Genomic DNA, 22,603 nt, shown 5'->3' with positions numbered 1-22,603 from the left:
CCTTTGTGTAGAGGTGAAGTTCATGCGGCGGCGCGGCCGGCTCCGGCGCGCAGGAAGGCCAGCGCGGCCCGGGCGGTGGCGTCGTTCTGCCCGAAGGCGGGTCCGCCGGTGCGCGGCCGGGTGAAGGCGCCCGGCGTGCGCGCGTCGGTGTAGGGGCCGAGCGCGAAGCGGCGGGGGTGCGGGCGGCCGGCGCCGTCGAGGAGGCGGCCGTCGCGCGGGTCGACCCGCAGCAGCCCCTCGGGGGTCTCGGCGGCGCCGTCGGCGTGCAGTTCGCGCAGCAGGGGGTCGCGGGCGCGGGCGACGGTGGGCTCGGGCAGCCGGGCCTCGACCAGCGCCCGTGCCGTGACCGAGTACCCGGGCACGGTGGGACCGGCCGCCCGGAACACCCCGTCCTCGGCGGTGACGGCCATGTCGGCGCCGAGGAAGCGCAGCAGCCCCGCCCGGGACAGCGCGAGCATCTGCCGCAGCCGGGGGCCGGGCGGCCCGGACGCCAGATAGCTGAAGAACCCGTGCCACCAGGGCCCGATGTCCCCGAGCCGCACCAGCTGCCCGTAGACGGAGAGCAGTCCGAGGAAGACGCCCAGGTCGGCGCTGTGGGAGGGGTCGTGGCGCCGGGACAGGTCGGCCTCGACGTAGGCGCGCAGCCCGTCCTGGAGGTCCTCGTGCGAGGCGTGGCGCACCCCGGCGAGCGGATGGTCGAGCGCGGTGAGGTCGAGCCGGTCGGCCGGGTCCGGTACCGCGGCGGCGGCGAGCGCGTCCCGTTCGGCAGCGCCGTCGGCGGCCGCGTACTTCTCCTCGAAGTCGGCCCAGGCGCTCGCGGTGCGCTCCGGATGGGCGGTGAACAGCCGGTGGTAGTGGGCGAAACCCAGCTCCTTCTCGACCAGCGGCCACACATCGCGCCGGAAGTCGAAGCCGCCCGGCCGGGACCGCAGTTCCGCGATCTCGGCGGGGCCGAGGAAGCGCGGCAGCGGGGGCCGGTCGCCGCTCCAGTCGTAGCCGATCTTCGCGTGGTACGGCACTCCGCGCCGCGAGCCGACGTACAGCACCGGCTCCCGCCCCGAGGGCAGATAGGTGTCGCCGTCGTACCGGCCGCCGCGGCCCTCGGTGAGCAGCACCATCAGGTCGACGAAGGCCAGCCCGAAGCCCCGCACCAGCACCGGTTCGCCGGGCTCCAGCGCGGACAGGTCGGTGTCGGCGGTGAAGTCGGGCGGCAGGTGCACCAGGCCGTGCGTCCGGGCATATGCGGCCAACTCGGCTTGTTCCTGGTCGAGTTCGGCATCCAGGTGGCCGATGGCGAGGATCACCAGGTCGGCGAGGAGGGGGCGCGCCCGGCCCGCCAGCCAGACCTGCTGGCGGCCCTCGCGGGGGCCGCCGATCCGCAGGGCGCGGACGGGGTGGTGGTGGACGGTGATGTCCGGGGGCAGCCCGGCGAGGGCCCGCTCGTACACGAAGCGCAGGTATCTGCCCTGGAGCCGGCGGTCGGCGAAGGTACGGCCGTCCAGCGCGGCCCACTCGTGCAGCGTGGGGCCCTCGCGCACCGGTCCGTCCATGCGCACCGTGTCGTCGGTGAACATGGTGACGTCCTCGGCGTGCGAGTTCATCCACAGCAGCGGCGACTGCTGCTGGCGCCAGATGCGTCCGCCGCCCGGGGGGTGCGGGTCCACGAGGTGGATGTCGAGGCCCGAACCCGCGTACAGCTCGGGGGCGTTGGCGGCGATGCGTTCGAGGAGGCCGGTCCCCCGCGGCCCGGCGCCCACGATCACCAGCTGAGGTCTCATCGGGCCCCGCCCGTGCCGCGGGCGTAGTACTTCTCGACGTACACCTGACCGATGCCGAGCACGGTGGTGACCACCGCGTACCAGAGGGTGGCGACCATCAGCAGCGGGATGACCTGGTAGGTGCGGTGATAGATCAACTGGGCCGAGAACAGCAGGTCGTCGACCGCGATCACGCTGACGATGGAGGTGCCCTTGAGGGTGCCGATCAGCATGTTGCCGGCGGGCGGCACGATGGAGCGCATCGCCTGCGGCAGCACGATCCGCCGCCAGCGGCGCCACCGGCTCAGGCCGAGCGCCTGGGCGGCCTCGATCTGCCCCCGGTCGACGGAGAGGATGCCGCCGCGCACCACCTCGGCGGCGTAGGCGGCCTCGTGCAGGGTGAGCCCGACGACGGCGACGGCGACCGGGCCGAGCAGGTTCACCGTCCTCACCCCGAGGACGGTCGGGTACAGCGCCCCGATGTTGAACCACAGCAGCAGCTGCACCAGGATCGGGATGGACCGGAACAGCCAGACATAGCCCCAGCCGACGGCGCGCAGCACGGGGTTGGCGGAGAGCCGGAACGCGGCGAGCAGGGTGCCGAGGGCGAAGCCGAGGACCATCACCACGGCGGTCAGCCAGAGCGTGAGCCACAGTCCGCGCAGCACCGAGCCGGTGGTGAAGTACGCGGCGACCACGTCCCACTGGAACGCGCGGTTGCGGACCACGGAGTCGAGGGCGAGGCCGAGCAGGACGAGGACGACGACGGCGGCGGTCCACTGTCCGTAGCGGCGCTGGGGCACGATCCGGGGGACGGCCGGGGGCCCGGGTATCTCCGGGGCGGTGGGTGCGTGGGCGAGGGTGTCGGATGACATGCGAAGGCTCCGTGACGCGATCGGTCGAACGTCGGAACGGGTGATGCCTTCACACGGGTGCGCCGTACGGACGGCGCGGTCACGGCCGAGCCCCTCAGCAGGGCCGTGCACCGAGAGTACGCAAGCGGTCGCCCGCGCTGTCAAGGGTGTCCATAGTGTGGGCGGTACGTCTCACGTCAGTTGACGCGGAACCGGATGCCTGTTCCACTTGCCCCATGCATCCACAGCAGTGGCTGGTCACCCGCTCCCACATCGACTTCGGTCGCGTGTGGTCCTCCTCCTGTTGAGCTGACCCCCTGCGCACGCCTGTCTCCGGCGGGCCCGCTTCGCGCTCTCCGCGTTGCTGATCTCCCGCGTTGCTGATCTCCCGATCCCCCGCGTTCCTGATCTCCCGCGTTTTCGCGCTTCCCCCGCTCCACCGCGCCTTCACACGCGCCCCTCCCCTCACAGCCCCTCGCAGCCCCTCGCACTCGTGCACACCCTTTTCCCGTTCAGGTCTCCCGTTCAGGAGAACGCCGTCGATGCGTACGCCGATCTATCGATTTGTCATGCCCTTTACCGCCGTGGCCTCGACCGCCCTGCTCCTCACCGCCTGCGGCTCCGGCGCGGGCGCCGGCGCTGCGGACGCCTCCGGCGTGGCGGCCGGGTCCGCGGCGGTGCCGACCACGGACGTGGTGTCGAAAGAGCGGACCGACCCGGCGGCGGCGAAGCTGCTGCCGCCCGGCACCAGGCACCTCACCGTCGCGATCAGCGTCGGCGGCACCCCGCCCGGCACCACCTACCTCGCCGACGGCACAACGCTGACCGGCCAGGACGTCGACTTCACCAAGGCGGTCGCCAGGGTGCTGGGGCTGAAACTGACCGTGGACCAGGCGAGTTTCGAGGCGATCCTGCCCGCCCTGGACAGCGGCAAGTACGACGTCGGCGCGAGCAACTTCGGCGTGACCGACGAGCGGCGCAGGACCATCGACTTCGTCACCTACATCAACGACGGCCAGGGCTTCGCCACCCGCAAGGACAGCAAGCTCGGCCGGATCACCGATCTGAGGCAGCTGTGCGGGCTGAACGTGGCGACCGGCGCCGGCACCACCTTCGAGGCCACCCTGGAGGAGAGCAGGCACCTGTGCACCGACGCGGGCAAGAAGCCGTACCAGGTGCAGACGTACGCCGAGCCGAGCGCGATCTGGTCCTCGGTGCAGCAGGGCCGCAGCGATGTCGTGATGTCCACGATCAACGGACTGCGCTACGCCGTCGCGCGGCAGCCGGGCGTGAAGTTCCTCAACGAGTTCCACCGCCTGGACGTCGGCTTCGCCTTCAAGAAGGGCACGAGACTCGCGCCCGCCTTCCAGGCCGCGGTGGACCGGCTGATCGCCGACGGCACCTACGACAGAATCCTGAAGAAGTGGGGCACGACGGGCTCGGCGATCACGAAGTCGGAGATCTCCCCGCCGGAGATCAAGGGCTGAGCGGGGTCAGCGATCCGAGCGGGGGTCAGCAGCCGCAGTCGCAGGCACAGCACTCGCAGCACTCGCAGCACTCCAGGGCCTCACAGCACGACCAGTCGCAGTCGCAGGAGGCGCAGCAGCCGTCGCGCCGCTTGCGCGACCACGGCCCCTCGAACTCGTCGGCGCAGCACACCTTGCAGGTGCAGCACACGGCCAGAGCGGCGGCGCAGCCCGCCCAGAAGCCCCGCTTGTCCGGGCCCTGCGGCCCCCCGCCGTGCGGGACGCCGTAGGGGTTGCCGTGCGGGGTGCCGTACGGGCCGCCCGGCGCGTACGGCCCGGTCGGCGGCCCGAACGCGCCCTCCGCGCCGGTGTGTCCGCAGGTCGTCGCGCCGAACGCCCGGTCCACCGAGCGCCGCAGTTCGTGCACGAGCAGCAGATGCACCAGCGCGCCCTCGCTGAACTCGGCGTCCTTCAGCGCGAGTCGGATGCCGTGCACCGCGTCGTCGGCGAGCCGCCGGGCCTCGGCGCGGGGGGTGCCGGTGGCGGTGAGCGGGTTCCAGGCGCCGCCGGCCGCGTCGGCCTCCTGGTCCTCCACCGCGTCCAGCAGATGCGCGAGCCGCCCGAAGAGCCGCCCGGCCTCGGCGAGCGAGGCCGCGTTGCCGGGCCGCCCGGACAGCCGCGCGGTGTGCGCGAACGCGGCCGCGGTGGCCGTCTCGGTGGGCTCGGTGACGGTCAGCAGCGGGGTGCCGGGCCCGGCCAGCGTCTCGATGCCGAGCTGCCGGTCGACGGCGTCCACCAGGACACCGGTGTCGAAGCCGACCGCCGCCCCGCCCGCCGCCCCGGCCCGGCCCCAGCCCGCCGCGACCTTGCGGGCGGCGAGGGCCACGGGCCGCCGGGCCAGCAGCCCGTCCCGGTCGGCGACATGGTCGCGGACCTTCGCCGCGGCGAGCACCAGGGAGACGGCGGCAGCGAGCCGCGCGCCCTCGCCCTGTGCGACGGACGCCGTCCGCATCCCGCGCAGCGCGCACGGTCCCGCCGTACGCCGTCCGCCCTCGCTCCGGCCGAGTTGAGCCTCCGTCAACACGGAGATCAGCAAACCGTCATAGTTGGTGACGACACGTGCGAGCTGACCATGGTCGCGGCGCAACGCGAGGCAGAGACCGCACAGATGCGCCATCCACTCGGACTTGAAGCGGTCACCGAGCCGATGCGAGCAGGGTCTGACTATTCCGAACACAGCGTTTCCCCCGTGTGTTGAGGCGGCAATGGCTTCACCCGGACGCACCGGGCGTCACCCATCCGCCGCCGACCATCATATTTCACTCACAGTCAGCAGCCGTACGTGTCACAACCCTTGGGGGACAAGGAGTCTCGACGGATCGGCTGTGCACCAGTACCGTCACAAACCCCCCGTGCGGCGACTATCCACTTGGCGCGTTGTCAGCATCATGGATGACCATAGGGGAAGGTGCGGAAGCACGAGAGACCGCTGTGAGAGGAGGCGTCCATGGGATCGGTACGCAAGGCGAGTGCGTGGCTCGGCCTCGTCGACGACAATGATGACGAGCGCTACTACGACGACGACTACTCCGAGGGCACCACATCCGGGGACGCCTGGGTGACCGACCCGCGGGTCCAGGTGGCCGCGGACAAGGCCGAGGAGAAGAGCCGGCGGATCGCCACGGTCACCCCGGACAGCTTCCGGGACGCCCGTGCCATCGGCGAGCTGTTCCGGGAGGGGGTCCCGGTCATCGTGAACCTCACCAGCATGGAGCCCGGCGACGCCAAGCGGGTCGTGGACTTCGCGGCAGGGCTGATCTTCGGTCTGCGCGGCTCCATCGACCGGGTCTCCACGCGGGTGTTCCTGCTGACCCCGGCCGACACGGAGATCATCAGCGGTGACGCGTCCGCGCACCGCTCGGACGGCTTCTTCAACCAGAGCTGAGGCGGGGCCGCTCACCGGCCCCGTCCCGTCCGGTGGCTCACCGGAAGGCGTCGAGCCCGGTGAGCGCCTTGCCCAGCACCAGCTGGTGCATCTCGACGGTGCCCTCGTAGGTGAGCACCGACTCGAGGTTGGTCGCGTGCCGCATCACGGGGTATTCGAGGGAGATCCCGTTGGCACCGAGGATCGTCCGCGCCGTACGGCAGATCTCGATGGCCTCGCGGACGTTGTTGAGCTTGCCGAAGCTGACCTGCTCGGGACGCAGGCGGCCGGCGTCCATCCGCCGCCCCAGATGGTGGGCGAGCAGGATTCCCTTGTGCAGTTCGACCGCCATGTCGGCGAGCTTGGCCTGGGTGAGCTGGAAGCCGCCGATGGGCCGCCCGAACTGCTCCCGGGTCTTCGCGTACTCCACGGCCGACTCGAAGCTGCTGCGCGCGGCGCCCATCGCGCCCCACACGATGCCGTAGCGGGCGTGCGAGAGACAGCTCAGCGGGCCGCGCAGCCCGACGACCTCCGGCAGCGCCGCGCTCGCGGGCAACCGCACGTCGTCCAGGACGAGTTCACTGGTGACGGAGGCGCGCAGGGACCACTTGTGCTTGATCTCGGGCGCCGAGAAACCGGGCGTGTCGGTCGGTACGACGAAGCCGCGGATGCCGTCCTCGGTCTGCGCCCAGACGACGGCGACCCCGGCGACCGACCCGTTGGTGATCCACATCTTGCGCCCGTCGAGCACCCAGTCGCCGCCGTCCTTCTTGGCGTGCGTGCGCATCGCGGCGGGGTCGGAGCCGTGGTCCGGCTCGGTCAGGCCGAAGCAGCCGATCACCTCGCCGGCGGCCATCCGCGGCAGCCACTCCCGCTTCTGCTCCTCGCTGCCGAAGCGGTGGATGGCGTACATGGCGAGGGAGCCCTGCACGGAGACCAGCGAGCGGATGCCGGAGTCGGCCGCCTCCAGCTCCAGGCAGGCCAGCCCGTACTGCACGGCCGACGCGCCCGCGCAGCCGTACCCGGTCAGGGACATCCCGAGGGCGCCGATCCCGCCCAGCTCCCGGGCGAGTTCCCGGATCCGGGGCAGCTCGCCCTTCTCGTACCAGTCGGCGACGTACGGCAGCACACGGTCGGCCGCCCAGCCGCGGACGGTGTCCCGGATCGCCAGGTCCTCCGGGTCCAGCAGATCGTCGATCCCGAGCGGGTCGGCGGCGTCGAACGGGGGCAGCTTCGCGGACATGGGACACCCTCCGGATACGGAAAACTAGCAGCGCTAGTTACGGCTGTGCGGCCGACGTTACGGCGCAGTGTCCCGCACGTCCAGAGGGGTCAGGCGGAGACCCGCGGCTTCCCGGGGACCTGCGGCTTCCCCGCGGCGCGCGGCCGGTCGGAGGCCCGCGGGGAGGGCACCCCGGCGGCACCCGGCTCGGCGGCAGCCAACTCGGGGGCACCCGGCCCGGCATCCGCTTCGGCGGCGCCCGGCACGGTCCGCGACTCCCCGGCGGTCCCGGCCGCCGCGCCGGTCTCCGGCTCCGCGCCGCACTGCATGATCCGCGGCAGCCGCAGCGCCATCACCGCGCCCAGCAGCAACAGGCCCGCGCTCACCAGCAGGGTCAGATGCAGCCCGTGCACGAAGGAGTCCCGGGCCACCCGGCGCAGCAGGGTCCCGGTGGGGCCGCCGAGCCGGCCGGCGACGTCGTACGCCTCGCCCAGCGAGTGCCCGGCGGCGGTCGCGTCCGGGGCGGAGACCCCGGGGACCGCGTGCAGCCGGGGCGTATAGGCGGCGTTCATCACACTGCCGAGCAGTGCGATGCCGATCCCGGCGCCCAGCTGGTACGAGGTCTCGCCGATCGCCGCCGCCCCGCCCGCGCGGTCCGCGGGGGCCTCGCTGAGCATCGACTCGTAGGCGCCGAACAGCGTGGTCTCCAGGCCGAAGCCGAGCAGCACGAAGCCGGACAGCAGCAGCGGGGAGTTGTCGGTGGCGCCCATCGCGGTCAGGGTCAGCACCGCGGCGGCCGTCAGGCAGAAGCCGGCGCACACCATCCGGCGCGGTCCGAACCGGCGCAGCACGCGCGCGCCGAGCAGACCGGCCGCCATCGCCGCCACGGTCAGCGGCAGCAGCCGCAGCCCGGTGGCGAGCGGGGACAGGCCGAGCACCAGTTGCAGGTACTGCGCGGCGATCAGCTCCAGGCCGACCAGCGCGAGCATGGCCAGCACGATGCAGCCCACCGAGGTGCTGAAGGCGGGCCTGCGGAACATGCCCAGGTCCACCAGCGGATGCGGCAGCCGCCGCTGGCGTCGTACGAACAGGACGAGGAGGGCCGCGCCGGCCAGCAGCGGCAGCAGGGTGAGCGGGCTCGTGGGGTCCTCGCCGCCGCCGAGCCGCTTCACCCCGAGGACGACGCCGAACAGGCCCGCGGCCGCCATCAGCGCGCCGGCCACGTCCCAGGGGCCGTCGGCCGTGCCCCGGGACTCGGGCAGCAGCAGCCGTCCGACGGGGAGGCTGACCAGCATCAGCGGGATGTTGATCAGGAAGACCGAGCCCCACCAGAAGTGCTCCAGCAGGAAGCCGCCGAGCAGCGGTCCGACCGCCGCGCCGACCGCGGCGACCGCGCTCCACACCCCGATGGCGAGGGCGCGCTCGCGCCGGTCGGGGAAGACCTGGCGCAGGATCGACAGGGTCGCGGGCATGATCATGGCGCCGCCGACGCCGAGCAGGGCGCGGGCGAGGATCAGCACCTCGGCGGTGTGCGCGCAGGCGGCCACCGCGGAGGCCACGCCGAACAGGGCGTAGCCGAGCAGGAGCACGCGTCTGCGTCCCACGCGGTCGCCGAGGGTGCCGAAGAGGATCAGCAGCGCGGCGCAGACCAGCGGGTAGACGTCGACGATCCAGAGCAGCTGGATGGCGCTCGGCCGCAGGTCCTCGCTGACCGCGGGGACGGCCACGTGCAGCACGGTCGCGTCGAGGGCGACGAGCAGCAGACTGGCGCAGAGGACGACGAGGACGACCCAGCGGTTGGCACCGGGCCCGGCCGTCCGACGGCGCGGCCGGAGCGCGGCCGTGGTCGTCCCGGACATGTGCGTACCTCCCAGATGTTCCCTCGTGCGGGGCGGAGCGATCGGCTCTCCCTCTTTGTCGTACGGCCGGGAAGAAGTGGTGTTCCCGGACCCCGCTGAACCCACGGGAATGGCTCGTCAGCCTACGCGAGTCCGCCGCGCGCCCGCGTGGCGGACCTCTCACCCCGGGCGTCGGCCCCTGTGGGGTGCGCCACGCCGGACCGGCCCGGCCGCTCCCCGGGGGCCGGTGCGTTCCCCCGTCCGGTCGATAATCGAGCCCGTGACCGATCTCAGCACCGGCGTGGCCGCACCCCACGCCCCGCCCCCTGGCCCGCCCGCCGCCCCGCTGCTCCGCCGGGCGGCCCCGGCCGTGCTGGCGTACGCGGCGGTCCGCGCTTTGGGCCTGGTGGTGCTGGCGGTGTGGAGCGCCGCGCGCGGCACGAGCGCGCTGACGCTGCTGACCGGCCGCTGGGACTCCCTCTGGTACACCCGGGTCGCCGGACTGGGCTACGGCTACCAGGTGCGGCTGCCGAACGGCGACGTCCACTCGAACCTGGCGTTCTTCCCGCTGCTGCCCTGGCTGGAGCGGCTGCTGCACGCGCTCACCCCGCTGTCGTACGCGCACGCGGGCCTGGTGGTCAGCCTGGTGGCCTCGCTGTGCGCGGCGGCGGGGATCTTCGCGGTGGGCGAGCGGGTGTACGGCGCCCGGGTCGGGCTGTGCGCCGTACTGCTGTGGGCGGTGCTGCCGGTCGCGGCCGTGCAGTCGATGGCGTACAGCGAGTCGCTGTTCACGGCGCTGGCGGCCTGGGCGCTGTACGCACTGCTGACCGGGCGGTGGGTGTCGGCCGGGCTGCTCGCGGCGCTCGCGGGGCTGACCCGGCCGGTGGGCGGCGCGGTGGTGGCGGCGGTGTGGGTCGCGGCCGCGGTCTCGTTCGTGCGGGACCGAAGCGCGGCGCGTACGGACGGCGCGCGGCCATCGGCACACGCCCCCGCGCACTCCGCCGTCCGCCGTCTCCTCGGCGTGCTGCTCGCCCCGCTGGGCGCGGCCGGTTACGTCCTGTGGGTGGGCCGGCGCACCGGCGAGGGCCCGCTCGGCTATCTGGACGTCCAGGCCGGATGGCGCAACGGCTTCGACGGCGGATACGCCTTCGCGTGCTTCGTGGCCGGGAAGTTCACCTCGTTCCCCGGCGCGCTCGCGGGCGTCGGCCTGATCGCGGGCGTCGCGCTGCTGCTCTGGCTGTACGTCACCGGCGTCCGCCGGGGCCAGCCGCTCGAACTGCTCGTGTACACCGGTGTCGTACTCGCGCTCGCGCTGTGCGCGTCGAGCTACTTCGGCTCCAAGCCCCGGCTGCTGCTGCCCGCCTTCCCGGTGCTGCTCCCGCTCGCCGCCGCGCTCGCCCGGCTGCGGACCTCCCGATCCGCCCTGGTCACGGTGGGGTTGGCGATCGTCTCCGCGGTGTACGGGGCGTTCTGGCTGAACGGCTCCGGACCTCCATGATCCACTTTGGCCGGCCCGGTGACGCCCCGGGGAATGGCGGCCCAGGACCGGGTTAACGCATTTATAAGTGCCATATAAACAACACCCGGCATGATCAAAGGAATTACAGAGGACGGCCTCACCGGATTGCGGAATCCTGTGGAATTCGGCCGCCCTTGAGAGGTTTCCCACATCACATCGTCATCACAAAGACGCTGTTTCGACCGGGACCACAGCTCACTCGCTGTAACGTCGATTGGGTGCGTACCGAACGGAACCTCACCCGGCGTCTGGACCGGGTGTTCGCCAGGCTGGACCGCGAGCCGGAACGGCCGGCCCATATCGATGTGCCGGTGATGAGCCGGCACCGGGTCGTGCTGTTCTCCGCGACCCTCGCCTTCTACCTGGCGATCGTGTGGGCCGTGGTGACCACCTCCTGGCTCGTCCGGCTCGACTGGCAGGTCATGTTCTTCCGGCCGTACCAGCAGTGGCCGCAGATCCACGCCTTCCTCGACTACTACGTGGTGCTCGGCCAGCGCGGCCCCACCGCGGTGATGGTCGCGGCCTGGCTGGGCTGGCGCTCCTGGCGGCAGCACACGCTCCGCCCGCTGCTCACCCTCGCCACCTCGCTGCTGCTGCTGAACATCACGGTCGGCGCCGCCAAGTACGGCATGGGGCGGCTCGGTCCGCACTACGCGACCGTGATCGGCTCGAACGAGATGGTCAGGGGGGGCGATATATTTCCCAGCGGCCACACGGCCAACGCGGTGGTCACCTGGGGCATCCTGGCCTACCTGGCCTCCACCCCTCGCGCCCGCCGCTGGCTCTCGGCCGTCTCCGCGATCACCTCGCTCGGTGTCGGGCTCACCACCGTCTACCTCGGTACGCACTGGCTGAGCGACGTGCTCCTCGGCTGGGCCGCCGGTCTGCTGATCCTGCTCGCCCTGCCCTGGTTCGAGCAGCTGATCGCCCGCACCGAGATGTGGCTGTTCGACCTGCGCGACCGCTGGCGCGCCCGGCGCAGCCGGCTGGTGCCCGAACCGGCCGTCCCCGTCGCCCCGGTGGTGCTCACCGGGCCGCGCGCCGCCGCGGCCGAGCAGTCCGCGCCGGCCCGCGAGCCGGTCTCCTCGACCCGCGCCTCCCGGGGCCTGGCCCATCTGGCGCCCGGCCCGCACACGGCCCGTTCGGAGCGCAGCCCGGTCACCCCGGCGGGCCCCCGTCGCCCGCCCGGCGCCGACCGGGCGCCGCGCGGCACCTCCCCGGCCCGCCCCCTGACGGGCGGCTGAGGACCGGGCGGCACACCCCGGTACGCACACGGCGAAGGCCCCGCTCCCTCCCTGGGAGCGGGGCCTTCGCGCCGTCCGCGGCCGGGACGGGGCCGCTCAGCCCTTCCAGGCGCGGGCCACCCGGCCGTCGCGCACCTCGAAGTTGAGCCGCCCCACGCGGTACTCCATGGTGATGATCGCGCCCGGCGGCAGTGCGCGCACGGTCGACCAGCCGCGCCCCCGGGCGCGCCGCTCGGCCTGCTCGGCGTCGAGGCCGACGTACCCGTCCGGGCTGTCCTGGGGCTCCGCTGGCGGAGTGGGAATCGGTGCCATACGGCCACGCTAGGGCGCCACCCGCGGTGACGGAAGCCGGGCGCGGCAGGGTAAGAGCAGGATCAGACTCCCGTCACACTTCTGTCACAGCTTCCGGAGTCCCGTTCCGGTCGAACTTCCTCACACGATCGGGGGTTTCCGTACCGCCCGACGGGGGATTCGAACTGAATTCCCGTGTGCCGTGCCGCTCCCTCGAATTACCCGGCGGAAAGTGCCGGGGTGCTGATCGGGACGGGCCCGTGAGCATGATTACCCGGCGGAATCCGGCGCTATGTCACCGGAGCTGACACCGCATAAGAAATTTCACGGATTCCGCACATGCCGGTGCGCGGCCGCCCGGGGGCGGGGCGCACGCCGTCCGGGCCCGCGTCACCCCGCGTACACGGCACAGGCCCCCCGGCCGGAGCCGGGGGGCCGTCAGGCGTGGGACCGAGCGTCGCTCAGAAGGTCAGATGGGTGCCGGGAACGATGAGGTCGGGGTCGCCGCCGATCACGGACCTGTTGGCCGCGTACAGGCGGTGCCAGTCCATGCCGTGCCGCGTGGCGATCCTGGACAGGGTGTCGCCCTCGCGGACGGTGTAGCCGCCGGTGCCCCGGGAGTGGTGGCGCGGTGCCTTCGAGGCCGTCGGGGTGTTCGAGGTCCTCGGGGTCCTCGGGGTCCTGGACGGCGCCGACCTCTTCGTCGGGCCGCCCTTGTCGAGGCTCACCGGCGAGGGGGCGGAGCCCATCGCTCCCGCGCGGCCGGAGCAGACCGGCCAGGCGCCCCAGCCCTGGGCCTGCTGGACCCGCGTCGCGACGGCGATCTGCGCGCTTCTGGAGGCCCGGTCGGCCGTCGAGGCGTAGGCGCCGCCGCCGTACGCGCTCCAGGTGTGGGCGGAGAACTGGAGTCCTCCGAAGTAGCCGTTGCCGGTATTGATGTGCCAGTTGCCGCCGCTCTCGCACTGGGCGATGCGGTCCCACACCCCGTTGTCCGCGGCGGCGGCGTTGCCGGTCACGGCCAGCAGCCCCAGCGGGGCCAGCAGCGCGGCGCCGGCGAGTACGGCCGTCGTACGGCCCCTGCGCGCGCTGTCGTCACGGGTGGTGGTACGGCTGGTATCGGCACACTCGGACATGTAACTCCCTCTCCACGAACCCGGGTTCCCCCGGGCGGAGCGCGCCTCGCCGCGCAGGACCGCGGTTCCTCGCGCCCGCCCCGTCCGTGGCCCCCGGTGCCGGCGATGACGCGTTGCCGGTGCCGGGTGACGGACGAACCCGAGCGGTGCTCGTTGCACACGGCGGAGGAATGTAGGGAAAGCGTGTGCCGGACATCAACCACATGGCCGTCGTGCCAGGCCAGTTGGCAGTTACCGCCGGTATCGGCGATTTCCGGACACCCACTACATGCACCGATTTACCGATTTTTCGCCTCTACCCGACGACTCCCTGTGACCCACTTCACCCGTTCAAGTAGCTTGACCCACCATGGAGTTGACGATGCGTGTCCGATTCCACACCCAACGTGACCGCAGACGGAGGTTGATTCGAACCGGTGCTCCGCCATGCGTGACCCCCACCACAGAACGCCCGTTGTCTTCTTCATGAGCCCGGAACCCTGGGGCTCATCGGCCGGGAGCCACCCGACCGGTCCAGCACGCATCCCAAGGGAGCCCCCCGTGCCGCGCATGCTCGACGTCAGTGACGCCGTACGCGCCGAGATCGGCGACGAAGAAGCCGACCGGCTGCTCGCCGGAGAGAACGCCCCGGGCAGTTACGACTGCACGTCCTGCCGCACCCCGGGCGACTCCGAGCAGGAGCGCACCAGCACCGTCCTCTTCGTCGGCGAGGAGACCGCGGTCCTCGCCTTCGCCCACGCGAGCTGCCTGCCCTCGCAGGTCGTCCAGGTCACCGAGGAGCAGTTGCAGGGCGCCGTCCGCTCCATCGGCGCGCAGGCCGAGGGCGGCGAGCCGCAGCGGCCCGTGCCCGAGCAGGCGGTGCTCGGTGTGACCAGCGGACTCGTCCTGATCGAGGGCGAGTTGCACCCCGCCCTGGTGGTCGAGCCCACCTCCCCCATCGTGCGCCCCGGCACCTTCGGGGCCGGGGACGACTTCCTGCCGCTCCTCATCGAGCAGGGCTTCATGCCGGTGACCGAGCTGCTCGCGGTCCCGCCGGTGCTGCACGGCTGGTCGGTGCTGCTGGCCGTGGGCCAGCTGCACGCGGTCCTCCAGCCGGGGCCGCCCGGCGGCCACCCGGTCGCCTGGTGGCAGGCCCATCAGCCGCTCCAGGTCACCGACGGCTGGCGGGCCGCGGCCAACAAGCACCAGCAGGTGCTGATGTTCGCCGCGCCGGTGGGCTCCATCGGCCGCCAGCCGCGCGAGGACCTGCTGCGCGACTCCCTCGACAGGGCGGCGGCGGGCGGCCGGCTGGTCGCCGCGGCGCTCCCGCTCGCCGGGACCTGACCCGCGCGTCCAAGGGACCGGCGCCAAAGGAAGGTTGCGAAACCGCATCTCTTCCCGCGCCCTGTCGTTTGGACATACGTGCACGCATACGACACTTCGCCCCGACGGTCCTCGTTCACCTCCGTTCCGTCCGCCCGGACGGGGCACGAAGGGGCGGGTGGTGCCTCGGCCACGCCGATCTTCGACATGCTCGCCTCGGAGTGGGTCAAGGCATTTCGCACACTGCCGGGCGACCGCAGCGGCGAGGAGGGGATGAGGTTCGTCCCCTTCGGCCTGCCGGACCGCACCGGGTGGTCGTACGGCGGACATCGGGCGGGTTCGTTCAGCAGCTCGTACAGCGCCTACAGCGCGGGGGCCTACAGCGCCCGCCAGCAGTCGCAGTGGCAGCGCGTCGGCACCCTCGGCCGGCCGCAGCAGGACACCGGGATGCACCATGTGCCCGCCGCGCTGCCCCCCGGACCGCGCCGCGGCGCGTGACACACCCGCACACGAAAGGGCGGCCCCTGTCGGACAGGGGCCGCCCTTCGCGTCGTACCGGCGTTACTTCTTCTTCGAGCCGCGCTTCTCGCGCACCCGCACCGAAATGTGGATCGGGGTGCCCTCGAAGCCGAACTCCTCGCGCAGCCGGCGCTCGATGAAGCGCCGGTAGCCCGCCTCGATGAAGCCGGAGGCGAAGAGCACGAAGCGCGGCGGCTTGGTGCCGGCCTGGGTGCCGAAGAGGATGCGCGGCTGCTTGCCGCCGCGGACCGGGTGCGGGTGGGCCGCGACCAGCTCGCCCAGGAAGGCGTTGAGCCGACCGGTGGGCACGCGGGTCTCCCAGCCGGCGAGCGCGGTCTCGATGGCCGGGACCAGCTTCTCCATGTGGCGGCCGGTGCGCGCCGACACGTTCACCCGGGGCGCCCAGGCGACCTGGGCCAGCTCGGTCTCGATCTCCCGCTCCAGGTAGTAGCGGCGCTCCTCGTCCAGCGTGTCCCACTTGTTGAAGGCGACGACCACCGCCCGGCCCGCCTCCACGGCCATGGTGACGATCCGCTGGTCCTGCACGGAGATGTTCTCCGAGGCGTCGATCAGGACGACCGCGACCTCGGCCTTCTCCACCGCGGCGGCGGTGCGCAGCGAGGCGTAGTAGTCCGCGCCCTGCTGGAGGTGGACGCGCTTGCGGATACCCGCGGTGTCCACGAACTTCCAGGTGACGCCGCCGAGTTCGATCATCTCGTCGACCGGGTCGCGGGTGGTGCCCGCCATCTCGTTGACGACGACGCGCTCCTCGCCCGCGACCTTGTTCAGCAGGGAGGACTTGCCCACGTTCGGGCGGCCGATGAGCGCGATGCGGCGGGGGCCGCCGATGGCGGTGCCGAAGGACTGCGCGGGCGCCTCGGGCAGCGCCTCCAGGACGGCGTCCAGCATGTCGCCGGTGCCGCGGCCGTGCAGCGCGGAGACGGGGTGCGGCTCGCCGAGGCCCAGGCTCCACAGGTACGAGGCGTCGGCCTCGCCGCTCTGGCCGTCGACCTTGTTGGCGCACAGCACCACCGGCTTGCCGGCCTTGCGCAGCAGTCGTACGACCGCCTCGTCGGTGTCGGTGGCGCCGACCTTGGCGTCGACCACGAAGACCACCGCGTCGGCGGCCTCGATCGCGTACTCGGCCTGGGCGGCCACGGAGGCGTCGATGCCGAGGACGTCCTGCTCCCAGCCGCCGGTGTCGACCACCTTGAAGCGGCGGCCCGCCCACTCGGCCTCGTAGGTGACGCGGTCGCGGGTGACGCCGGGCTTGTCCTCGACGACCGCCTCGCGGCGGCCGATGATCCGGTTGACCAGGGTCGACTTGCCGACATTCGGGCGGCCGACGACGGCGAGCACGGGCAGCGGGCCGTGGCCCGCCGCCTCGATGGCGCCCTCGACGTCCTCGACGTCGAAGCCCTCGACCGCGGCGAGCTCCATGAACTCCGCGTACTCGGCGTCGCCGAGAGCCCCGTGCTCGTACTCGTGCGCGGCCGAGCCGTCGGGCTGGATGTCGTCGTTCATGAAGTCCGTACCTCGTTGTTCATCGTGGTGATCGGTGGAACAGGCCCTGGTGGGCTTAACCCTCGGTGGGCTGATCCACTACTCAAGTGTCGCCCAGCGCCCGGTCAGGCGCCTGGCGTTTTCCAGGTGGGCGGTGAGCTGCTTCTGGATACGCTCGGTCGCCTCGTCCAGCGCCCGGCGCGTACGGCGCCCGGAGCCGCCGCCCGCGTCGAACGGGTCTCCGAAGACGACGTCCACCCGCGAGCGCACCGGGGGCAGCGCCTTGATCAGCCGCCCCGGCCGGTCCGAGCTTCCCATGACGGCCACCGGCACGACCGGCGCCCCGCTGCGGACCGCGAAATAGGCGAGGCCCGCGCGCAGCGAGGCGAAGTCGCCCTCGCCCCGGGTGCCCTCCGGGAAGATGCCCAGCACTCCCCCGGCCGCCAGGAGGTCGAGGGCCCGGGTGATCGCGGCGCGGTCGGCGGCGGTGCGGTCCACCTTCAGCTGGCCGATGCCGCTCAGGAAGGCGCCCAGCGGGCCGATGAACGCCTCCTTCTTGATCAGGAAGTGCGTCGGCCGGGGCGCCACCCCCATGACCATGGGGCCGTCGATGTTGTGGGAGTGGTTGACGGCGAGGATCACCGGGCCGCTCGCCGGCACCTTCCAGGCACCGAGCACGCGCGGCCGCCACAGCCCGTACATCAGGCCGACGCCGATGCGCCGGCCGACCTCGGCGCCCTTCTCGGAGGGCAGGCTCGCGACCCGTCTCTCGGAGGGCAGGCTCACTTCCCTGCCCGCTTCTCCTCGACCAGGGTGACGACGCACTCGATGACCTGGGCGAGGGTGAGCTCGGTGGTGTCCACCTCGACCGCGTCGTCGGCCTTGGCGAGCGGGGAGGTCTTGCGGCTGGAGTCGGCGGCGTCGCGCTTGATCAGCGCCTCGCGGGTGGCGTGCAGGTCGGCGCCCCTCAGCTCACCGCTGCGGCGGGCGGCGCGGGCCTCCGGGGAGGCGGTGAGGAAGACCTTGAGGTCGGCGTCCGGCAGCACCGTCGTACCGATGTCCCGGCCCTCGACCACGATGCCCCGCTCGGCGCCGGCGGCCAGCGAGCGCTGGAGTTCGGTGATCCGGGTGCGCACCTCGGGCACCGCGCTGACGGCGCTGACCTTGGAGGTGACCTCCTGGGTGCGGATCGGGGCGGCCACGTCCACGCCGTCGACCGCGATGGCCGGGGCGGACGGGTCGGTGCCGGAGACGATCTCGGGCTTGCCCGCCACGGCGGCGACGGCGGTCGGGTCCGCCAGATCGATGCCGTTGTGCACCATCCACCAGGTGATCGCCCGGTACTGGGCGCCGGTGTCCAGGTAGCTCAGGCCGAGCTGTGCGGCCACGGCCTTCGACGTGCTCGACTTGCCTGTGCCGGAGGGACCGTCGATCGCGACGATCACGGGCTTGGCGGTCGGGGCGGCGCCGTTTTCCACGAGGGGACACCTTCCTGGTGCGGTGTGCGGGCGGGGTCGGGGAGCGAGAGCGCCCCGCACAAGGTTACTGGGTGTGGGTCACTCGTCCGGACGCATACCACCGCCGGGCCCCGCCCGGTCCCCCGCCCCGCCCGTGCCGGGCTACTGCCGCAGCGCCCAGCCCCGCTCGCGCAGCGCGTCGGCGAGCGCCGGCACGGCCCCCGGCTCGACCATGAGCTGCACCAGACCGGCCTGCTGCCCGGTGGCGTGCTCGATGCGCACGTCCTCGATGTTGACCCCGGCGCGGCCCGCGTCGGCGAAGATGCGCGCCAGCTGGCCGGGCTGGTCGTCGATGAGCACGACGACGGTCTCGTAGGCCCGCGGCGCGCTGCCGTGCTTGCCGGGCACCCGCACCTGGCCCGCGTTGCCGCGGCGCAGCATGGCCTCGATGCCGGTGCCGCCGGCGCGCCGCTTGTCCTCGTCGGAGGATTGCAGGGCGCGCAGGGCGCCCACGGTCTCGTCCAGGTCGGCGGCGACATCGGCGAGCAGGTCGGCGACCGGGCCCGGGTTAGCGGAGAGGATGTCGATCCACATGCGCGGGTCGGAGGCGGCGATCCGGGTCACGTCCCGGATGCCCTGCCCGCACAGTCGTACGGCGGCCTCGTCGGCGTGTTCCAGGCGGGCGGCGACCATGCTGGAGACCAGGTGGGGCATGTGGGAGACGAGGGCGACGGCGCGGTCGTGGGCGTCGGCGTCCATGACGACCGGGACGGCCCGGCAGTGCGAGACCAGTTCCAGGGCGAGGTTGAGCACCTCGGTGTCGGTGTCCCGGGTGGGGGTGAGCACCCAGGGCCGGCCCTCGAAGAGGTCGCCGGTCGCGGCCAGCGGGCCCGACTTCTCCCGGCCGGACATCGGGTGGGTGCCGAGGTAGGCGCCGAGGTCCAGGCCGAGCGCCTCCAGCTCCCGGCGCGGTCCGCCCTTGACGCTGGCCACGTCGAGGTAGCCGCGGGCCAGACCCCGGCGCATGGCGTCGGCGAGGAGAGCCGCCACATGGGCGGGCGGGGCGGCGACGATCGCCAGGTCGACGGGTCCCTCGGGGGCCGCGTCGGTGCCGGCGCCGAGCGCGGCGGCGGTACGGGCCTGCTCCGGGTCGTGGTCGGCGAGGTGCACGGTGACCCCGCGCTGCGTCAGGGCCAGGGCGGCGGAGGTGCCGATCAGACCGGTGCCGATGACGAGGGCGGTTCTCACTGGGCGATGTCCTTGCGCAGGGCGGCCGCGGCGCCCAGGTAGACGTGGGCGATGTCGGCGCGCGGGCGGTCCGACTCGACGTGGGCGAGAATCCGGACGACCCGGGGCAGGGCGCCCGCGATGTCCAGCTCCTGGGCGCAGATCAGGGGCACGTCGACGATGCCGAGCTTGCGGGCGGCGGCCGCCGGGAAGTCGCTGTGCAGATCGGGGGTGGCGGTGAACCAGATGCTGATCAGGTCGTCCGCGGTCAGTCCGTTCCGCTCCAGGACGGCGGTGAGCAGGGCTCCGACCTGCTCACCCATGTGTCCGGCCTCGTCCCGCTCCAGTTGGACGGCCCCGCGGACCGCTCGTACCGCCACGGCGCTGCTCCTAGCTAACCAGTGCTGACAGGTGTTGTCGTGCTCGCCCGTCCAGCCTAGTCAGCCCGCGTGGGCACGGCGCGCGGCGCCCGATCACTGAGACGATACGAGCGGTCCGGTTCATCCCGGTTTCCACGCATTCTTTCCGGCATCGGTAACGGTATCCGCATCCCGACATGTGTACGGAGTGGTGACATGACCCAGGGCGCGACGCGGCGCACGGTGATCGCGACGGGCGCGGCGGCGCTCGCGACCGGCTGCGGCGGCAACAAGAGCGACACGAGCACGGCGGCCGACGGCACGGACAGCCCCTCGCCGACGGGTCCGACGAGCCCCGCGACGGCGGCGTCCCCGACCGGCGCGGGCACCTCCGCGGCGGCCGACGCGAAGAAGCTCGCGAGCACGGGCGACATCCCCGAGGGCGGGGGCAAGGTCTTCGACGCGCAGAAGATCGTGGTGACGCAGCCGGCGAAGGGGCAGTTCAAGGCGTTCTCGGCGGTCTGCACGCACATGGGCTGCACGGTGAGCCGGGTGCAGAACGGCACCATCGACTGCCCGTGCCACGGCAGCCGGTTCAAGATCGAGGACGGTTCGGTGGCCGACGGTCCCGCGACGAAGCCGCTGGCCGAGCGCCCGATCAAGGTCGACGGAAACTCCATCCAGCTGACCTGAGGTGCCGCGTAGGCTCCGGGAATGCAGCCCGAGGACCTGGTACGCGACCACACGATCTACGCCTGTGTCATGGGCTCCCGGGCCTTCGGCCTGGCCACGGAGGCGAGCGACACCGACCGGCGGGGCGTGTATCTCGCGCCCACCGCCCTGTTCTGGCGGTTCGAGAAGCCGCCGGCGCATGTGGAGGGGCCGGGCGAGGAACGGTTCTCCTGGGAGCTGGAGCGGTTCTGCGAGCTGGCGCTGCGCGGCAATCCGAACATCCTGGAGTGCCTGCACTCCCCGCTGGTGGAACACCTGGACGACACCGGCCGCGAACTGCTGTCCCTGCGCGGGGCGTTCCTCTCCGCGAAGGTGTACGACACCTTCACCCGCTACGCCCTCGGCCAGTGCAAGAAGCTGGACGCCGACGTCCGTACGACGGGTGCCCCGCGCTGGAAGCACGCCATGCATCTGCTGCGCCTGCTGACCAGCTGCCGCGACCTGCTGCGCACCGGCGAGCTGCGTCTCGACGTGGGCGACGGACGCGAGCCCCTGCTGGCGGTGAAGCGGGGGGAGGTCCCCTGGACGGCCGTCGAATCCTGGATGGCCCGCCTCGCCGCGGAGACGGAGACCGCCCTGCACCACACCTCGCTCCCCCCGGAACCGGACCGGGTCCGGGTGGCGGACTTCCTGTTCCGCACCCGCCGCGACTCGGCCGCGGAGTCGGCGCGACAGGGGTGAGGGCGGCCGGGGGTACGGCTGCTCGGGGCCGGGCGTGCCGGTGACCGCGGGTGGGGCCGCTCGGCGGGACGCGGACCAGCTCGCCGCGTGCGGACCGGACCGGGGCCTGAGGAGACCGGGGCGTGAGAACCGGACCGGGGCGGGCGCCGGGTGGGTTCGCCCGCACAGGAGAGCCGGGTGGATTCGCCCGCGCAGGGGAGCGGACACCGACGCCGGACGCCGGGGCGCCCGGGCCCGGTGGTCGGCCGGCGCCCGGCCCGAAGGGCTGTCGCGTCGGCGGGCGGCCGGACGCCGCCCCTGCTCAGGGTCCTGGCGCCCTTCCTGGGCACACGCCGGGCCCACCCGTACGGACAGTTCCCCGCCCGCGCCCCCTTGAAAGCCTGTCCGGCACCGGCCGCGCAGCCGACGAGGAGGACGCCCCGGACGCCCCAGCCACCCGGCCGGTGCCGGACCCGCCTCTCCCCCGGCTCCCCGGTCGGCCGATCCCCGGAGACCGGACACCACCGCACCCGGCCCATGCCTCACCGGCGCCGCCCCGGCCGCGGCCCTCCCGTGCGGGCCCGACGGTGGACACGGCGGCCGCGCGGCAGGCGGCGGAGCGGTACCGGCGGTGGCCGCCGGACCGGGCGCCACCACCCGGCCGCCCGGGAGCCGGCCCGCGCCTCGACCCCAGCCGCAGGCGCCGCCCCCGACGCCCCAGCCGTGCCGGAACCGACCCACCCCGGAGGCCCCCACCCGCGCCGGAGCCGACCCGCCCCCGATGCCTCGGCCGCCCGGTCCGTGAAAACGCCGGTCCGGTCCGGGCGGGTCCGCCCCGCTTCTCAGCCGCCCAGCCGCAGCCGCACCACGAAGTCGTGCAGTGCCTCATGGCCGGTCGCCGCGTCCGGCAGGGTCGACGCGGCCTGGGCCTCGTCGAGGGCCGTGTGCAGGCGTTCCACGTCGTCGGCCACGCGCGGCTGGTCGAGGCCGGGGAACGTGCCGTGTTCCCGGGCGGCCTTGGCGGCGATCAGTTCGGGGAGGTAGGCGGGGGCGTCCAGCTCCCGCACCAGCGTGGGCAGATGGGGCTGGACCTCGCCGGTGCGCATGAGGTGGATGCCGGTGAGCAGGACGCGGAACGTGTAGAGCAGCGGCTTGAGTTCGGCGGTCTTCTCGAACAGGCGCCACTGGGTGACCGCGAACCCCCGGTAGTGGTGGGCGTGATGGCTGGTGATCACGTCCGGGGCGAGCGCGGACAGCTCGCGGTGCGCGTCGGTGGTGTGCACGACCAGCGGGGACAGCAGCTGCTCCAGCACATAGCCGTTGCGGCGCAGCATCAGCCGTACGAACTTGCGCAGATCATGCGTCACGAGGTCCAGCTCGGCGCCGTAGTGCACCCATGTCTTCGACCGGGTCTCCTCCGGCTCGCGCAGGCCCAGGAGGTCCGCGGCGGGCAGCAGGTGGACACCGCGCAGGTCCACGTCCGAGTCCTGCGAGGGGAAGCCGTACAGATGGGCTCCGGAGACGGTGGCGAACAGCAGGGGATCGGGCTGTTCGGCGACCACCGGCGCGAGGTCTATGTCGAGGCTGTCGATCATG

At 73.0% G+C, this 22,603-nt stretch carries 21 protein-coding genes; 8 read left to right on the top strand and 13 right to left on the bottom strand.

Annotated elements, in window-relative coordinates; genetic code table 11:
- Window positions 1–20 precede the first annotated feature (20 nt).
- Entirely contained in the window at window positions 21–1,778 is a 1,758-nt protein-coding gene (locus tag GHR20_RS28105; protein WP_153814751.1) for an FAD/NAD(P)-binding protein, read from the bottom strand.
- Complete coding sequence (locus tag GHR20_RS28100; protein WP_153814750.1) at window positions 1,775–2,632, bottom strand: amino acid ABC transporter permease; 858 nt, start codon at window positions 2,630–2,632, stop codon at window positions 1,775–1,777. The genes GHR20_RS28105 and GHR20_RS28100 overlap by 4 nt, the downstream gene beginning before the upstream one ends.
- 548 nt (window positions 2,633–3,180) lie before the next feature.
- On the opposite strand from GHR20_RS28100, the gene GHR20_RS28095 reads away from it, so the two are divergent.
- Window positions 3,181–4,098, top strand: coding sequence for an ABC transporter substrate-binding protein (locus tag GHR20_RS28095; protein WP_153814749.1), 918 nt, complete (start codon window positions 3,181–3,183; stop codon window positions 4,096–4,098).
- A 25-nt stretch (window positions 4,099–4,123) separates the two neighbouring features.
- Here GHR20_RS28095 and GHR20_RS28090 read toward each other — a convergent pair whose 3' ends face one another.
- Window positions 4,124–5,314: a DUF5685 family protein gene (locus GHR20_RS28090; RefSeq protein ID WP_194859010.1), complete on the bottom strand. Its 1,191-nt coding sequence runs from the start codon at window positions 5,312–5,314 to the stop codon at window positions 4,124–4,126.
- A gap of 270 nt (window positions 5,315–5,584) precedes the next feature.
- Here GHR20_RS28090 and GHR20_RS28085 point away from each other — a divergent pair, with 270 nt between their 5' ends.
- Entirely contained in the window at window positions 5,585–6,022 is a 438-nt protein-coding gene (locus GHR20_RS28085; protein ID WP_111585118.1) for a cell division protein SepF, read from the top strand.
- Between the two features lie 37 nt (window positions 6,023–6,059).
- On the opposite strand, the gene GHR20_RS28080 is transcribed toward GHR20_RS28085, so the two are convergent.
- Entirely contained in the window at window positions 6,060–7,244 is a 1,185-nt protein-coding gene (locus tag GHR20_RS28080; protein WP_148027519.1) for an acyl-CoA dehydrogenase family protein, read from the bottom strand.
- A gap of 89 nt (window positions 7,245–7,333) precedes the next feature.
- Window positions 7,334–9,082: an MFS transporter gene (locus GHR20_RS28075; RefSeq protein WP_148027518.1), complete on the bottom strand. Its 1,749-nt coding sequence runs from the start codon at window positions 9,080–9,082 to the stop codon at window positions 7,334–7,336.
- Window positions 9,083–9,362: 280 nt separating this feature from the next.
- On the opposite strand from GHR20_RS28075, the gene GHR20_RS28070 reads away from it, so the two are divergent.
- Entirely contained in the window at window positions 9,363–10,559 is a 1,197-nt protein-coding gene (locus tag GHR20_RS28070; RefSeq protein ID WP_243878408.1) for a glycosyltransferase family 39 protein, read from the top strand.
- Between the two features lie 239 nt (window positions 10,560–10,798).
- The gene (locus tag GHR20_RS28065; protein WP_111585114.1) at window positions 10,799–11,824 is read left to right on the top strand and encodes a phosphatase PAP2 family protein; all 1,026 of its coding nucleotides are present in this window, start codon (window positions 10,799–10,801) and stop codon (window positions 11,822–11,824) included.
- 96 nt (window positions 11,825–11,920) lie between these two features.
- Here the strand turns inward: GHR20_RS28065 and GHR20_RS28060 are convergent, their stop codons facing one another.
- Both GHR20_RS28060 and GHR20_RS28055 read right to left on the bottom strand, forming a co-directional pair.
- Complete coding sequence (locus tag GHR20_RS28060) at window positions 11,921–12,136, bottom strand: I78 family peptidase inhibitor (RefSeq protein WP_153814747.1); 216 nt, start codon at window positions 12,134–12,136, stop codon at window positions 11,921–11,923.
- A gap of 440 nt (window positions 12,137–12,576) precedes the next feature.
- Entirely contained in the window at window positions 12,577–13,248 is a 672-nt protein-coding gene (locus GHR20_RS28055) for a transglycosylase family protein (protein WP_153814746.1), read from the bottom strand.
- A gap of 540 nt (window positions 13,249–13,788) precedes the next feature.
- Between GHR20_RS28055 and GHR20_RS28050 the strand changes: the two genes are divergently transcribed.
- Window positions 13,789–14,571, top strand: coding sequence for a hypothetical protein (locus tag GHR20_RS28050; RefSeq protein ID WP_111585111.1), 783 nt, complete (start codon window positions 13,789–13,791; stop codon window positions 14,569–14,571).
- A 78-nt stretch (window positions 14,572–14,649) separates the two neighbouring features.
- A complete protein-coding gene (locus tag GHR20_RS28045; protein ID WP_148027514.1) occupies window positions 14,650–15,048 on the top strand; it encodes a hypothetical protein in 399 nt (132 codons plus the stop codon).
- A gap of 63 nt (window positions 15,049–15,111) precedes the next feature.
- On the opposite strand, the gene der is transcribed toward GHR20_RS28045, so the two are convergent.
- From der to aroH, 5 genes are all read right to left on the bottom strand, one after another.
- A complete protein-coding gene (der, locus tag GHR20_RS28040; RefSeq protein ID WP_153814745.1) occupies window positions 15,112–16,593 on the bottom strand; it encodes a ribosome biogenesis GTPase Der in 1,482 nt (493 codons plus the stop codon).
- 78 nt (window positions 16,594–16,671) lie between these two features.
- Window positions 16,672–17,274, bottom strand: a complete 603-nt coding sequence (locus GHR20_RS28035) for a lysophospholipid acyltransferase family protein (RefSeq protein ID WP_194859148.1) — start codon at window positions 17,272–17,274, stop codon at window positions 16,672–16,674.
- Window positions 17,275–17,354: 80 nt separating this feature from the next.
- Window positions 17,355–18,050 (bottom strand): (d)CMP kinase, encoded by a 696-nt coding sequence (gene cmk, locus GHR20_RS28030; RefSeq protein WP_153814744.1) that lies wholly within the window; start codon window positions 18,048–18,050, stop codon window positions 17,355–17,357.
- A gap of 141 nt (window positions 18,051–18,191) precedes the next feature.
- Entirely contained in the window at window positions 18,192–19,277 is a 1,086-nt protein-coding gene (locus GHR20_RS28025) for a prephenate dehydrogenase (RefSeq protein WP_153814743.1), read from the bottom strand.
- Complete coding sequence (gene aroH / locus GHR20_RS28020) at window positions 19,274–19,636, bottom strand: chorismate mutase (protein WP_153814742.1); 363 nt, start codon at window positions 19,634–19,636, stop codon at window positions 19,274–19,276. Before aroH ends, GHR20_RS28025 begins: the two co-directional genes overlap by 4 nt.
- Before the next feature lie 195 nt (window positions 19,637–19,831).
- Here aroH and GHR20_RS28015 point away from each other — a divergent pair, with 195 nt between their 5' ends.
- Both GHR20_RS28015 and GHR20_RS28010 read left to right on the top strand, forming a co-directional pair.
- The gene (locus tag GHR20_RS28015; protein WP_148027510.1) at window positions 19,832–20,308 is read left to right on the top strand and encodes a Rieske (2Fe-2S) protein; all 477 of its coding nucleotides are present in this window, start codon (window positions 19,832–19,834) and stop codon (window positions 20,306–20,308) included.
- Window positions 20,309–20,329: 21 nt separating this feature from the next.
- Window positions 20,330–21,028 carry a nucleotidyltransferase domain-containing protein gene (locus GHR20_RS28010; protein ID WP_153814741.1) on the top strand — a complete coding sequence of 233 codons (699 nt, stop codon included), beginning with the start codon at window positions 20,330–20,332 and terminating at the stop codon, window positions 21,026–21,028.
- Window positions 21,029–21,849: 821 nt separating this feature from the next.
- Here the strand turns inward: GHR20_RS28010 and GHR20_RS28005 are convergent.
- Complete coding sequence (locus tag GHR20_RS28005; RefSeq protein WP_153814740.1) at window positions 21,850–22,602, bottom strand: nucleotidyltransferase domain-containing protein; 753 nt, start codon at window positions 22,600–22,602, stop codon at window positions 21,850–21,852.
- Window position 22,603 lies beyond the last annotated feature (1 nt).

Origin of the sequence: Streptomyces sp. SUK 48 (genome assembly GCF_009650765.1) — a bacterium.
In the GTDB taxonomy this organism is placed as follows: Bacteria; Actinomycetota; Actinomycetes; order Streptomycetales; family Streptomycetaceae; genus Streptomyces.
The sequence above is the reverse complement of the archived record's forward strand: the minus strand, read 5'-3'. Positions and strand labels throughout refer to the sequence as shown.